The sequence below is a fragment of the Aquirufa sp. ROCK2-A2 genome, from assembly GCF_054558485.1.
Genome location: NZ_JBPXKA010000001.1, coordinates 522,878 through 538,713, shown reverse-complemented (window position 1 = coordinate 538,713; position 15,836 = coordinate 522,878). Strand labels below are relative to the sequence as shown.

Sequence of the window (15,836 nt, the reverse complement as noted above, 5' to 3'; positions counted from 1 at the left end):
TATTATAAAGAGAATGATAGACCTAAGACTAAAGACTTCGCAGGACTGTAAACGTTACTTGTTGTTCCACCAAAGTTTTGTTGTACGTTCATACCATTACGACGAGACAACATAATGAAGTTTTCTCCACTAACATAGACTTGTGCATTATCAATTTTCAATTTAGATAAAACAGATTTTGGCAAACGATAAGACAAAGTAACTGAACGGATATTCATATAACTTCCATCAATCAACCAACGATCGGAAGCGGCATCAAAATCTGAGGTACGAGCATTATCCATACGTGGTACGTCCGTAATGTCTCCTGGATTTAACCAACGTTTCATAATATCCACATGTTTTGCATTGTGATAACCTGCGCTCATTAAGCCGGCATAAGCCCCATCATAAATTTTTCCGCCTAATTGATATACCATTAAGGCCGATAAAGTAAAACCTTTGTATTTCAATGAAGTATTAACAGAACCAGACAAATCAGGAATAGAAGAACTACCTGTATATCTGTAACGTGCATTTGCAATATTATTCGTTAAGGTATCGCCTTTTTCTGTAATACGAGAATTGGTTGGGACATAACTTATAGCACGATATTCAGCAACTCCTGTTTCAGGATTTACACCTTTGTATTCCCTTAACCAATAATCATAAAGCGAACTTCCTTCTTTTAATTTTTTAGTTCCATCGATGATTTCCTTACTTTCATTTGGCATTTTAGTGATTTTATTTTGGAAATTAGTTGCATTCACATCTAAGCTCCAAACCAAATCCTTGGTACGAACGATATCTCCACTCAATTGCAATTCGATACCTCTATTGTACATGGATCCGATGTTTCTCGTTTCTGTAGCAATACCTACCGACAATGGTAGAGGTACAGCAAAAATCAAATTAGTCGATTGACGATCAAAATATTCTATGGTACCTGAAATACGATTTTTAAGGATTCCAAACTCTAAGGCAATGTCATAAGAAGTATTCGTTTCCCATTCCAAGGATTTACTACCTAGAGATGATTGCAAAACACCTGGCTCTAAGGCATTATTCCAACCCAAGGCATAAAGCGGTTGCCAAGCATAATTACTAATTCCACCATCATTACCTGTTTGACCATACGAAGATCTTAATTTTAAATTATCAATGAATGGCAATTCTTTGATAAAATCTTCTTGATCTAAACGCCATGCAGCTGAAGCTGAATAAAAAGTTCCCCAACGTTTGTCTTGAAAGAATTTAGATGATCCATCACGACGCGCAGAAAAGGAAACAAAATATTTCGAATCATAGTCATAATTCACACGTGAGAAAAAACCTTCTACTCTACGCATGTCATATTGAGATGTTAAATTTGTGGTAGTCGTAAAGTTGATCAATTCATAATTACCGTCTAGGATTTGTTGAGAACGAGACCCGTCCAAAATATTACTTACTAAGTTGTAATTTTCATGTCCAATCAAGGCATCCACATTATGTTTTCCAAAGGAGTGATTGTAAGTCAATAATTGGGAAAGGTTATAATTCGTGATATTCTCAAATGTATTTTGAGCACGACCTGCTGGAGCGCCATCACCGATTTCTGGATTTCCGAAAATAATTGTATTGGCATTGGTAATATCAACCCCTACGTTATTGCTTAATTTAAAATCTTTCAAGAAAGAAATTTCTGCATAAGCACGGCCACCTAAAAGGTTTCTTCTAAAGAAATTTTCATTCAATTCTGTTTCTGCCACAACGTGACGACCACCATATTGAGGACGGTTAGATAAGCCTAAAGAACTTAAATTACCATAATCATATCTTCTGTTACCATTTGGAAGTGTTAAAAAAGAACCAGGACTTGCTGGATCATAGGCATAAACTGGATAAATAGGTGCCATACCTCTTGTAAAGAAGAAAGGATTAACAAATGAGGTACCACCATCAGCAGTAGACTGGTTAGAAGAAGTTACGGTTGTATTCATATTGGCACCTACTTTAAGCCAATCATTCATTTGACTGTTTAGGTTCAAACGAGCTGTAAATCGATCGTAATCCGATTTGATTTGATAACCTTTATCGTTCAAATAAGAAACAGAAAGGAAATAATCCGTTTTTCCATTTGACCCCGAAAAATTAGCATTTACTTCATCACGTACTCCTTGACGTAGAACTGCTTTCTCCCAATTCAAATCGTCTGGGTTATAGATCATTTTAGCGTTAGGATTTAACTTACCATCTACACCTACCAATTCTGCAAATGGTACATTGTAAACATTGTAACCCGCTCCTAAAATACCCCCTAAACCAGAGGAAGCTGAAGCATTTGCGGCAGAGATTGATAATGGACTTGCCGAACGATAAGCCAAATTGTTTCTATTAGCTTCCCACATTAAAGGATAATATTCAGCAGCACCTACACGATCATATTCTGGTAAGGCACGCGTATTAAATCCTTTGGTATACTTAACATTGATCGAATTTTTTCCTTTAGCACCTTTTTTAGTAGTCACCATCACCACCCCATTGGCAGCACGAGCACCATAAAGGGCTGTCGAAGCAGCATCCTTCAAAACTGTAATTGATTCGATATCATCATTGTTTAAATTGGCAATACTAGCCGAATAGGGAACTCCATCCACTACATATAAAGGTGCGTTGGACGATGAAATAGAACCAAATCCACGAATACGAACATCAGGTGAGGAACCTGGTTGGCCAGAAGTAGAGGTTGTAGTAACACCGGCAGAAATACCTTCCAGAGCTTGACCAATATTAGTAATTGGCCTAACGGCTAATTTTTCTGCCCCTACTTTGGCAGATGAACCTGTAAAAGAAGCTTTTTTGGCAGTTCCAAATGTAGTCACAATCACTTCATCCAATGTAGATGATTCTGATCTCAAGACAATATTAATGACCGACTGATTACCTACTCGAATTTCTTGAGGAGAATATCCAACCGAGGAATAAACTACTAAGGCATTCGGTGCAACAGATAATTTGTAATTTCCTTGAGCATCTGTACTTGTTCCTCTAGAAGAACCTTTGACAACAACACTCACACCGGGCACTCCGTCACCATCATCTCCGGTGACTTTACCACTAATGGCTCTCTCTTGTGCAAAAGTTGGCAGCATTGCCATGACGCACAAAAAGATACTGAAAAGTAACTTTTTCTTCATAATTTTTTTGTTTGTTAATGATTTATTTAATTACAATTATTGACTAAACTTTTTGTTCGAAATTTTGTTTCAATTTTTTAAAAAAAACTTTAACAAAAAAGGCTCACCAGTTGGTGAGCCTTTTTTAGGAAATGGAATCTTATTATTTCCCAACCGATGGATTGGTTTGTGTTTCAATTAATGGAATACCATAAATATATCTTGGATCAGATGGTGCAATAATTGCTCCAGCTCCAAATGAATTTAATGATTCACCACGGCGTAACACATCATTCGCTCTAAATCCTTCCGATAAAAGCTCAATACGGCGTTCCGTTAAGATGGCTTTAATCAAATCAGCTTTTGTAGAAATAGAAGAAAATTCATAAGAAGCATCGGAACGACCGTGAACAGCTTGCAATAATGCTGTTGCACGAGTCAAATTACCAGATTCCGCTTCTGCTTCAGCTACATTCAAAAGAACTTCTGCATAACGAATATTGGGTACGTAATCGATAAATGGAGAAACTCCACTAAATTTAGTTGGTGACGGGAAGTTAGCAACCGAAGTTTTCGCCACCGTCAATTTAGTTTTGCGATCATCCGTTGCTGCAAATTGTGGATTATTGTAAATACCAGTTGCTCCTGTATTCAAATAATACTCAACGTTACCAGCATTGTAATAGTAACCCAATTGATTTTGAGTTCCCGGAGTATTTGTTGCATCCATTGGGAATGAAAGAATAGATTCAGTTGTTGTATATGGAGCTTTAAATACGGCTGAAACATCAGCTTGTAAAGCATGTGCAACTCGATTGGCTGATTTAAAAGGGGCATTTGCTGAAACAATTTTATTTGATTCAGAAATAACCCCAGCAAAATCTCCCATAGCTAATAAAACACGTGTTTTTAGTGCAATAGCCGTATTTTTGTGTGCACGAGTTGTATTTAATAAAGCAGATGAATAGCTATCTGGCAATTCAGTTTCAGCTTCATTCAAATCTTTAAGTACTTGTGCATAAATTTGAGCAACCGTACTACGAGGCAAATCATTGTTAGCAGAAGAAGTCTCTCCTTTTAAGCGCAGTGGTAAACCCGCAGAAGCACCTTTATCTAAAATATAAGGTTTTGCAAAAAATTGAACCAAAGAAAAATATGTTAAAGCACGTAAAAATTTAGCCTCACCACGGTAATTGGTAGCCAAAGCGGTTGAAACTGCATTTGGATTTGCTGCTAAACCTTCCAAAAAAAGATTGGAACGGTTGATTGTCAAATAACCTTGAATCCAAAAATTAGCTAAATAAGTATCAGATGGATCCTGGTTACCTTGATAAGTTGAATAACCTGTAACGGAGTTCGTTGTACGATTAACAAATTCTTCTCCACGGATATCGTTATAAATTAAATAACGACCACCAAATAAATTTCCTGATTTAGCAGAAGCGTACAAACCATTTACTTGAGAAAGAACTCTGGCAGGTGTACTAAATACCGTTGCATCTGATAAATCTAATTCAGGCACTGCATTAAGAAACTCCTTATTGCAAGAGGAAACTGTCAGTGCTAAAGCTACTGAGAGTATACTCATTTTTGTTGTGAATAATTTCATTTTATATCTGTGTTAAAATTATAAACCTATGTTAATACCCAATGTAAATGATCTTCCTTGTGGAATTGAGTTACGCTCTATACCAGATGCAAGGTTTGTATCACCATTGGTTGAAATTTCGGGATCTACCCCTTTGTAGGCTGTCCAAAGGAAAGCATTATTTACTTGAGCATAAACTCTTAAACTAGAAATTCCCCAATTGCTTAAATTAGCAGGAACTTTATAACCTAAGGTTGCTGTTTGTAAACGCAAGAAATCTCCTTTTTGGATATTGGCATCAATTAAGAAAGAAGAACCATTGGAAACGTTGTCTCCATAGACCGCACGTGGAATTTCAGCAATTTGACCAACTGTTTTCCAAGAATCTAATACATCCACTGAATTGTTCCAAACACGTTGATCACGTAAACCAGCTTGGCTACCATTGTAGATGTAATTACCTCCTGAGAAAGTAAAGTTCAATCCTAAGTCAAAACCTTTGTATTTGAAAGTATTGTTGAAACCTCCGTAGAACGTTGGTAAGGTGTTACCCAAAATTTGTTGTTGATCGGAAGGGGAAACCGTAGGAGTTCCGTCTAACAATGTCCAAGCATTTTTTCCACCCTGATGTAAATATTGAACTTTAACTCCATCTTTTCTAACAAAAATACGACGACCATTTTCAGGATTTACTCCTGCCGTTCTTACACCATAAATTTGTGCTGCAGAATATCCTACTTTGGTAATGGAAGTAGCCTCTAAACCACTCGTATTTGTCAAGATTGGTGTATTGGCATCCACCAAAGATGTAACCATATTTTCGTTTGTAGCGAAATTGATATTAGATGTCCAAACAAATTGACCCGTATTAATCGGCGTGGCAGTAAGTGCTATTTCATAACCTTTGTTATACATGGAACCTACGTTTGCCAAAATCGAATTCCCAGGAATACCTTTAGAAGGTGCTTGAGGGACATTTAAAATCAAATTATTAATATCCTTGTAATAATAATTTGCTTCTAAAGTAATACGATCATTCAAGAAACTAACATCTAATCCAATGTTGGTTTGTGCAGATGTTTCCCATTTCAAGTCTTTATTTCCCGCTTGGTTAAATGCTAAGGTAGGTGCTGCACCATATAAACTAGATGCAAAAGTGGAATACGATCCATAAGCATTCGTAACATTTCCATTTCCTACTTTTCCATAACTAGCTTTCAAACGTACATTGGAAACAGTGTTCCCTAAATCTAAATTCTTGAAGAATTTTTCTTCCGATAAAGTCCAACCAACAGATACTCCACCAAAATCTCCCCAACGATTTTCAGAAGATAGAGCAGAGTTTCCATCTTTTCTATAGTTCGCATTTAAGAAATACTTACCTGCATAACTGTAAGAGAAACTGCTGAAATAGGCTTCATATGAAACTTGAGAAATTGCATTCCCTGCAGCTAAATTCGTTCCGTAATTTCCTTGGAAATCAGAAAAGAAAAAATCAGCTAATCCTTGGCGTTGAGCACCCCAGTTCAATACTCTTGTCTTTTGAACATCTGAACCTACAATGGCTGAAAAATTATGCTTATCAGCTAAAGTTAAATTATACTGTAAAGTATTGATCCAGTTCCAGTTGTCTGAACGTGCAGTATTGTTATACGCATCCCCTGCAGTTGACCAACCATCACCATTGTATGGATTGAAGAAACGAATGTTTTCTGTATTACGACGATCCCATGAATAACTAGTTTTAGCTGTTAAACCTTTTGCCAAACTAATTTCAGCTCCCAAATTGGCAATCAAACGTGTATTTTCTGAAGTGATTTTATCTAAATCACGTACAACTGCTGGATTGGGAAATTGAGCCGGTAATAAGTTATTCATACGACCAACGGTATTATTTTCCAAATTGTAATTGCCATCTGGTAAATAAGCAGGTAAATTGGGAACCTGAGCAACTGCTATACGACCCAAACCAGAAGTATTGAATGCTCCACCTGGATTGGAACCAGACATAGGGGCCTTATTAAAGGTATTTGAATAGTTAAAATTAGCTATTAATTTCAACCATTTTGTAGCTTGGTGATCCATGTTGAAACGGCCAGAACGACGTTGAAAACTGTTGCTTTTCAAGAAACCATCTTGATCTGAATATCCAGCAGAGAAATAATAGGTAGTTTTATCATTTCCACCATTGATCGTCATATTATGATTTTGTGAGACACCTGTTTGGTAAACTTCTTTGTACCAATCTGTATCAATTAAACTTCCATCCGCATTGTAATTGGGCAAAAACGATTGATTAGATGCATTTCTTTGAGAGGCTGCAACAGCATTTGGATTTAACGCTAATGCATTGGCAATCGCGTAGTTTTTATGATCCATGTATTGTTGTGCATTTAACACATCTGGCAAACGAACAGCATTACTGATACCAGCCCACGAGTCAATGGAAACCTTCGCTTTACCTGATTTACCACGTTTAGTAGTGATTAATAAAACTCCTGCACCTGCACGAGAACCATAAATAGCAGCAGAAGCCGCATCTTTCAAAATGTCAAAAGACTCAATATCCGAAGGATTAATATCTGCCAATGGATTATTGGTAGTTGAGTTAGCAGAAACGTTGTCCGTTGAAATAGGAATACCATCAATGACAACTAAAGGAAAAGAGCTAAGCGACAATGAGCTCAAACCACGTACACGAATAACCGGAGGGTTATTCAATAAACCATTCGGTTGAGTAATGTTGACACCAGCTGCTTGACCCGTCAAACCTTGTGAAAAAGATTGAACAGGACGTTCGGCGATGGCTGCAGCTTTAACCGTAGATGCAGCACCAGTAAACTCCACTCTTTTTTTGGTGCCATAACCCACCACAACAACTTCTGATAATTGTTGATCATCTGATGCCATTTGCACGTCGATAACGGAACGAGAACCAACTGATACTGTTTGACTTTTAAAGCCTACAAAGGAGAATACCAAAGTAGCATTTTCGGAAACAGCAATGGAATATGTTCCATTTGCTGCAGTAGATGTACCCCTTGAGGAACCTCTAACGCTTACACTAACTCCAGGTAGAGAACTGCCATCTGCAGCAGATGTGACTTTACCGGTAATTTGTTTGTTTTGCGCAAATACCGAACCTATGGTCGATACTACCAAAACCCATACGAGTAATAGTTTTTTCATGTTGATAAATAAAGATTAAAAAATTGAATCTTAAAACTACCGATTAAGTCCTATTTTTATTAATCCTTGTAAATAACCAAAATACCATCATAATATAAGGGTTTATAAAAAACCCAAAAGCGTCTAATTGGCAAAAAAGACCATTAAATCAACAAAAAAGCCATTTTAAACATATGTAAAATCTGTAATTGCCTAATGTTAAATTGAAATAATGCAATAAATCAATTATTTCAATACCAAAATAATACAATAAAATAACTGCCATTGAAATGATAATTATCAATAGATATAACAAATAATAAAATCCTTGATAGACTAGTTGATGAATTTCCGAGTCAAATAATATGATTCATGTTAGTCTATAAAAAAACAAAAAAAAAGGGCAACTGAATCAGTTGCCCTTTTAAAAGTTCTTAAAATAAAACCTAGTTTTTATCCCAGAATAATTTTGTTGTAACAACGTCAGTACCAATTGCAGCTGAAGCAGCAGTATAGTTAGTACCATTCAATTGTTGTTCGTTAGCTGGGTAAGTCAAACGAGTTGGGAATCCAGATTTTGCGCCCTTAGGAGCAGTAATTTTAGGATAATCCAAACGACGTAATTCAGTCCAGCCATCATATGGTCTATTGTATAATGCAATCCATTTTTGTGTACCGATTTTTTGCTTCCAATCTCCAGCAGCAGTTGAATAAGCAACTTCTGTTTGGGCTAAGTAAGCATCTGCATCAGCTGAAGAACCACCCCAATATTGAATAGATGCTTTTACAGCATTATTGTAATGAGATTCGGCAGTACCTGTTACATTATAACCTCTTTCTTTAGCTTCCGCTCTTAAAAATTCCATCTCAGCATAATCGATCAAAACCGCAGGATCAGCTGGGTCTAAAACTTTAGCACCTGCACGAGAGAAATCTACAAACGTATTTGCAGCTCCAACAGTACCACCCGCATAATTCCCAGCATTATTTGTGCTAAAGAATTTTGTTTTACGAGGATCATTCCAACCGATTAATTTATCCATTAAGTCTCTCGCAGCAATATAATCCGAACGACCACCAGTTACGATATCAACATAAATTGGATTTTGATTTGGAGATGCAGTCATGTAAGCAAACAAACCATTATCAGCAGGAGCAGATATAGCACCTGCATCAGAAGCCTCAACAGCCGTTTTTGCAGTAGCACCATCAGCATCAGCTAAAATCATACCTAAACGCATACGTAAGGAATGAGCAAACTTTAACCATTTTGCTGGAGAACCTTTGTACATGATATCTTCACTTGCAGTAAATGAAGAACCAGTTGTATTCAACTTAGCAATATCAGCATTCAAACGAGCGATTAAATCCAAAGAAACCGTTTTAGCATCATCATATTTTGGGAATAAGATGGCTGGATTTAAAGCTTCTTTGTAAGGAACATCTCCAAATGTATTAACTAATACACTATAGGTATAAACCTCCATGATATCAATAATAGCTAACTTATTAGCTTTTTCAGTTGGAGACAATGATGCATCAGCTGTGATAATTTTATTTGCTTCTCTTAAATCAGCAATCACATCACGATACATACTTGTCCACCATGCCTGAGGAATTGCTCTTGTCGCAAAATCATAGTTGGCTTCATCTTGGTAAACCGCCATAGCCCAGTGGCTAACCGTAAAACGGAACACATTCGTATTAACACTTGTAGCTGCTAAACGGTCAGCCAAAGTTCTAACCGCATTAGTAAACAAAGTTGGAGCAGGAACAGCCGCTGGCTTCTTTGTTTCAATGTTCAATTGAGATATATCTTCCGTACAAGCGGTTGCTAAAAGCAATAGCGGTACAAAAATTTTCAAAATACTTTTCATCTTTATATAATTAAGAATGATTAAAACAATAATTTAACGTTAAATCCGATAGATCTTGTTGTGGGATATGCACCTGACTGATAACCTTGGGCATTTCCTGATGAAAGATTCTCTTCTGGATCTGAGTATGGAAGGTTTTTATAGATAATCCATAAATTTCTACCAAACACGGAAACATCTACTCCTTTAACACCACCCAATTTTCTAACGATTGAATTAGGTAATGAGTAGGTTAAATTAGCTTCTCTTAACTTGACATAACTTGCATCATACACAAATGCTGCAGCTGGATTATAATAATATCCTAAAGCACCCCAATCATTTTCCACACGAGTAGTATTTACTGATCCATCTGCTTTAACTCCAGGATTAATAAAACCACCACCTTTAGCGACAGAATTACGGGAAGGATTACCTAAATCATTGATAAAAACAGATTCAGCTAATACCCCAGTTGCTGCCCCATAATACATATCTAAAGAGAACAAGTCACCACCTTTCTTTACATCTATCAAGAAATTAAATGCAAGGTTTTTGTATTTAAAAGAGTTATTAATACCCCCAATCCAATCTGGATTCACATTACCAATGTTATTTGTAGTTGTGGTGGTGATATCATAATAACCATTTGCCTTAACCAATTTTTGACCATTTAAGGTCTTCCAAGTTTTACCTTGAATTATCCCGTAAGGTTGACCAACTGTAGCGTTAACACTTACACCACCTTGGAAAGATGCTAATTGTAAATTTTGGCTATCATTGTACAAGCTCAAAACCAAAGAGTTATTTTTAGTCCAATTCAAGTTAACATTCCAAGAAAAATTCTCTGTTTTGATTGGATTTGCATATAAACTTAATTCGTAACCTTTATTTTCGATATTACCGGCATTTACATAAGCACTTGTAAACCCAGTTGCAGCAGAAACTGATGCTGGCATAATTTGATCCAAGGTATTTGTTTGGTAATACGTCAAATCAAATCCAATACGATTTTGCAAGAAAGCCATTTCTAAACCGATTTCTCTCGATTGAGTTTGCTCCGGCTTCAAGAATGGATTATTTTGAGTACTTGGCACTGAGAATAAAATACTAGACCCAAATGGGGATGGTTGATCATAAACGTTTTTGATAGATCCCCAAGGAGCATCATTACCAACTGTTGCATAGTTGACTCTCAATTTACCTGAAGTTAACCAAGGTAAATCTTCGATGTGATGTGAGAATAACCAACTAGCAGAACCTGCATAATAGTTATATGCATTGTTATTCACGGGCAAAGTAGATGATTGATCACGACGAATAGTTCCATCCAATGTTAAGAAATCTTTGTATGTTAAAGTTGCACCTCCAAATACACCAAACACTTCTCTTGGTTGATATGCCTCACTTGGTGCCGCTACAGTTCCTTTAGAGTTAGCTACAGAATACAAACCAGGAACAATTAAACCGCCATTTGTAGTAGAATATACCGAACGTACCAAAGCTTTACGTAAGTTAACTCCAGCTAAAGCTTTCAAGTTCAAGCCTGAAAGGATTTCTTTGTCAAAATTCGCTAAGAAATCATAGTTAGTCTCGTTAAAAAAACGATCATATCTTGAATAACTTGCAACTCCTTGAGAACCGAATGCAGTACGCTCCTCCTGAAATTCTGTATAAGTATCTAATGTAACTCGGCCCATTAAATTCAAATAATCAGTCGCTTTGTAATTTAACATGGCATTTCCAAAAATACGAGTCCGTGTATCGTTCTGATAATTTTCATAACGAGTCCAGTAGTAGTTATCCGTATAAATTGGCTTTAAACCTGCTGCTGTAGAAGGATCCGACCAGTTCCAAGTAACGTTTTGGCGATTTCTGAAATAGGCATCTTTTTGTTCTTGTAAATCTACGTTAGTTTGATACCATTGACGGAAATTTTGGTTAACGTTCAAACCATTGTAACCTGTTCCGTAACGTCCTTTACCATCAATAACTGAAAAGTTAGCCGTTGCAGAAGCTGTTAATTTGCTAGAAATAGCATAAGTACCACTTAAGTTCATGATGTTTTTGGTGATATTACTATTAGGTAATGTACCTCTTTCATCATTACGAGTGTAACCTAATTTGAATGTTCCTTTATCTGTTGCACCATCTAACATAATATTCGTATTATTCGAAATAGCTGTTTCATAGAAAGTGTCTGGCATATTTTGTGCTGCAACCCAAGGCTTAGCTTTTAAATAATTGGGGCCAGCAGGATCAAATGAATCCCAGTGGTAAACCATCAAACTAGGATCAAACTTAGTTCCATAAGAAGAATCCTCAGCGGTAGGTACAACTAAATCTTTAGTACCATCACCATTGGCATCAAAATACAAGAAACCATCCTTTTGATACGGATCGGAATAACCTGCACCATATTGATTTTGGTAAGTTGGAAAGGTAGTTTTATCGATTGTACCTACGGTCAAACCTGCATTAACTGTCAAACCTAAACCCTTCTTTGCTTTCTTTGAGGTAATCATGATTACACCATTCGAAGCACGAGAACCGTAAAGCGCGGTCGCAGCTGCTCCTTTTAAAACCGTCATTGACTCAATATCATCCGGGTTAATATCTGCAGCGGCATTACCATAATCATAACCACCTCGTCCTGTTTTTTGATTTCCTGAGTTAGTATTTGAATTATCAATAGGTACACCATCCACTACAAACAATGCTTGGTTATTACCAGTCAAAGATTTGTTACCACGGATAACTACGTTGGTAGAACCACCTATAGAGTTACCTTGAATAATGCTTAAACCAGCGACTTTACCAGAAAGTGCAGAGAATGCATTACCATTTCTAACACGTGTTAACTCATCACCTTTTACCTGTTGAGCAGCATAAGGTAAAGAGTTTTTGGTACGGGTTAAACCTAAGGCTGTAACAACTACTTCATTTAATTCGGAAGCATTTGGTGCCAAAACAATATTAATAGTGTTTTGCTTCCCTACTGTAACTGATTGTGATTGAAAACCTACAAAACTAAACTGTAGAACAGTCGCATCGGAGGCATTGATTTTGAACGTTCCATCAGCGGCGGTTGAAACACCTTTGGAAGTTCCTTTAATAGATACGCCAACACCGGGAAGTGCGGATCCATCTTCAGCAGTTGTAACCTTTCCGGTTACCAATCTACTTTGTGCCATTAACGAACTAAACACCGTCGTCATTAGCAACATTACTAGTAAGATTTTTTTCATGTTGATAAATAAAGATTAAAAAAAAATTGAATCTTAAAACTACCAATTAAGTCCAACTTCTATAAATCCACATAAATAGCTATTTTGCCATCTGTTGAACCCTTTTGATGAAAAAAACAAGTATGTTGAAAATGATAAAAAAGCCTTATGATGTAAATAAAAGGCATTAATGAAAATGAGTCAAGATAAATAGAAGCCTGTAAAGATTAAAATAATACAATTTTATAGCAGATTCTATCGCCGAATAATCCAAAAAATAATGTTGCTGTAAAATTGACGAATATCAATTCGTGTAACAAAAAAAAACGAGCCTACAACAATCGTTATAGGCTCGTTTGATTAAAATCAATCAGTATTGAAAATTACTCATGTGCATATTTCCAAACTTCTGTCCACGTTGTACGAACGTGTGGAGGATCTGGTACTAATGACTTTTGAGTCATGTTATACTTGATTGTCAAGGTTTTCTTGCCAGCATCATAAGCATTCACTTCACCCGTTGGATCTAAGCGACCACCCCTTGTATTAGCAGGAGTACCATAGTAATTCGTTACACCAATCACTTTGTCTGTTGCTAAATCAAATTCAAAAATAGGAGCAAATGAACCATAACCAGATAAACCTGTACCACCACCTGTAGAGATTGGAATGAAATAATCAGCCCAAACAGTTGGATCATATACCGCACACTTAGTAGCTGATACCGTTTTCAAGGTTAATTCTAAATCTGCCCCTTGAGTTTTTAAATTGTCAGTAGCATGAGTTAAACCTGCATTTAGAATATCCTCCATCGTTCCAGTTACTACATAAGTTCCATCGTATTTATTTTTGATGGAAATTTTAGTAATGATCGATGTTTTGTCTTTATTTAATAAGCCACCACCTGCATCAACAACTTTGAATGCCATGGCAAACTTTTTAGACAAATCCCATTTCGCGCCGTTCAAATTAATTACGAAATTTTTAGCAAAATCACCTGATCCAAATGTAATCGTGTATTTATTGCCACTTTTTACAATGCTAGGATTAGCTGCCAATGTATAAATATCAGTTGGTAACACTTCATAATCTGTGCCATTATCTGTATTGTACTTTGTCACCAATTCAGGAGCTTCTTGAATAACAATCGTTTTCGTAGCTTTTAATTCAGCACTTGAATTTGGATCACGACGCAAATCAAATAAACTGATTTGTTTGGTATCTAAAAACGGCAAATAAAACAACGATAGATCGGGTCCATCTTGAAATTTAACTAAGGTTGAACCTGTATCACCTAATGGAGTAACTTCATCTTTGATACATGACTGCATCAAAAATGTCGCTAAGAACATCAATGAAAGGAATAATTTGATCTTTTTCATATTATAAATATTTTAAAATTATAAAATGGGGAAATATTAATTATTCCACCAAACTTTAGAATCTTGTTTGTCACCTCCAGGTAATGCAGAAACCGCAGCATCAACATTTGCCTTGTTTGAAGTAAACTCCGTTGATCCATACGTATATCTTCTTGGAATTTGCTTCGAAGAGTTGGTCGCATCTGGAGCTGGAGTTAATTCAGGGAAGCCTGTTTTTCTCCAAATATTCCATGCTTGCATTCCATCTGGATAATGAGCAATGTAACGTTGAATAGCAATTTTCTTCAAATTACCCGCTGCACCTGCCGACTCTAAAGCAACAGCTGATTGACTTAAATAATCGCCTGGCAAGGTCATTCCCCATTGATCATGAGATAAAGCAATACCCGTTGAATAAACAGTAGATAAGTTCTCAGTTGTCCAACCGTAGTTAGCAGCTTCCGCTCTAGCCAATGCAATTTGACCCGCTGAAATAATCACCACACTACCATTTTCTTTACGGTAATCACCACGTAAAATACGTGCCCAGTTGGTATTCGCTGAAGTAAATGCTTCTACTTTTGCACGAACCAAACCATAAGGAACACCAACACTTGAAGTTTCAGATGCATTTCCAGCAGTTTGATCTTGCGTAGCACCACCAAATGCTTTTTGACGATTGTCTCCTAAAGAAGCCATTAAATCAGTCATTGGCTTACTTTCACCATAATCCTTACGGCCATTGTATAAATTAAACCAGTTGCTTTTGTAATTACCACCTGGGAAAGTCAATAACATGTTTTGAGCATTAGATTGGATATATCCACCACCATCAGCCAAAGCCTTAGCAAATTCAGATGCAGCATAACCACCAGCAGCTGGGAATTTTTTAGACAATTGCAATGACATCAACATTCTCATTGAATTAGCAGCACGTTTCCATGAAGCAGCATCTCCACCATAAATCAAATCACCTTTGATTGTAGAAGCATCAAATGAAGCAGCTGCTTTGGTCAAAGTAGCAATCATTCCTTTGTAAATATCCTCCTGACGATCATATTTAGGGTTCGCATTCTTAACACCTAATAAGGCTTCTGAATACGGAACATCACCCCAACGGTCTGTGATAGTCCAGAAAATATATTGTTGCAAAATCTTCGCAACTTGAGTCATGTTATTGCTCTCATTTTTCTCAATGATTACTTGCAAATCTTGTAAGGGACCTGCGTATTCTCCTGAGAACTCAATTTGAGGCAAACTGTATAAAGATGCATCTGTGTATTGAGTTTCAGAGAAATATTGACCGTATAAACCTGGTCTAACAGATGCAGCATATCCACCTAAGCCCGACTGAACATTTGCCATTAAAGCAGAAAGTATCGGTTCTGATGTCGCTGCAGGATTGACGTTGGTATCACCAAAGTCGCTCATTTTCGTACATCCCTCTACACCTAAAAAAAGTAGAGAAACGAATATATATATGATTTTCTTTTTCATGT

General features: G+C 36.7%; 7 protein-coding genes. All 7 read right to left on the bottom strand.

Annotated elements, in window-relative coordinates; genetic code table 11:
• Positions 1-2 precede the first annotated feature (2 nt).
• Positions 3-3,158, bottom strand: a complete 3,156-nt coding sequence (locus V7S76_RS02290) for a SusC/RagA family TonB-linked outer membrane protein (protein WP_459508387.1) — start codon at positions 3,156-3,158, stop codon at positions 3-5.
• A gap of 142 nt (positions 3,159-3,300) precedes the next feature.
• Complete coding sequence (locus tag V7S76_RS02285) at positions 3,301-4,725, bottom strand: RagB/SusD family nutrient uptake outer membrane protein (protein WP_459508386.1); 1,425 nt, start codon at positions 4,723-4,725, stop codon at positions 3,301-3,303.
• Positions 4,726-4,764: 39 nt separating this feature from the next.
• The gene (locus tag V7S76_RS02280; RefSeq protein ID WP_459508385.1) at positions 4,765-7,914 is read right to left on the bottom strand and encodes a SusC/RagA family TonB-linked outer membrane protein; all 3,150 of its coding nucleotides are present in this window, start codon (positions 7,912-7,914) and stop codon (positions 4,765-4,767) included.
• 425 nt (positions 7,915-8,339) lie between these two features.
• Positions 8,340-9,770: a SusD/RagB family nutrient-binding outer membrane lipoprotein gene (locus tag V7S76_RS02275; protein WP_459508384.1), complete on the bottom strand. Its 1,431-nt coding sequence runs from the start codon at positions 9,768-9,770 to the stop codon at positions 8,340-8,342.
• Between the two features lie 20 nt (positions 9,771-9,790).
• On the bottom strand, positions 9,791-12,997 hold the full coding sequence (locus V7S76_RS02270; protein WP_459508383.1) for a SusC/RagA family TonB-linked outer membrane protein: 3,207 nt from the start codon (positions 12,995-12,997) through the stop codon (positions 9,791-9,793).
• A 362-nt stretch (positions 12,998-13,359) separates the two neighbouring features.
• A complete protein-coding gene (locus V7S76_RS02265; RefSeq protein ID WP_459508382.1) occupies positions 13,360-14,358 on the bottom strand; it encodes a DUF1735 domain-containing protein in 999 nt (332 codons plus the stop codon).
• 36 nt (positions 14,359-14,394) lie between these two features.
• Entirely contained in the window at positions 14,395-15,834 is a 1,440-nt protein-coding gene (locus tag V7S76_RS02260; RefSeq protein ID WP_459508381.1) for a SusD/RagB family nutrient-binding outer membrane lipoprotein, read from the bottom strand.
• Positions 15,835-15,836 lie beyond the last annotated feature (2 nt).

What these genes read in the sequence shown, in the direction of transcription:
- V7S76_RS02290 (WP_459508387.1), bottom strand. Translation starts at nt 3,158, where the DNA reads ATGAAGAAAAAGTTACTTTTCAGTATCTTTTTGTGCGTCATGGCAATG.
- V7S76_RS02285 (WP_459508386.1), bottom strand. Translation starts at nt 4,725, where the DNA reads ATGAGTATACTCTCAGTAGCTTTAGCACTGACAGTTTCCTCTTGCAAT.
- V7S76_RS02280 (WP_459508385.1), bottom strand. Translation starts at nt 7,914, where the DNA reads ATGAAAAAACTATTACTCGTATGGGTTTTGGTAGTATCGACCATAGGT.
- V7S76_RS02275 (WP_459508384.1), bottom strand. Translation starts at nt 9,770, where the DNA reads ATGAAAAGTATTTTGAAAATTTTTGTACCGCTATTGCTTTTAGCAACC.
- V7S76_RS02270 (WP_459508383.1), bottom strand. Translation starts at nt 12,997, where the DNA reads ATGAAAAAAATCTTACTAGTAATGTTGCTAATGACGACGGTGTTTAGT.
- V7S76_RS02265 (WP_459508382.1), bottom strand. Translation starts at nt 14,358, where the DNA reads ATGAAAAAGATCAAATTATTCCTTTCATTGATGTTCTTAGCGACATTT.
- V7S76_RS02260 (WP_459508381.1), bottom strand. Translation starts at nt 15,834, where the DNA reads ATGAAAAAGAAAATCATATATATATTCGTTTCTCTACTTTTTTTAGGT.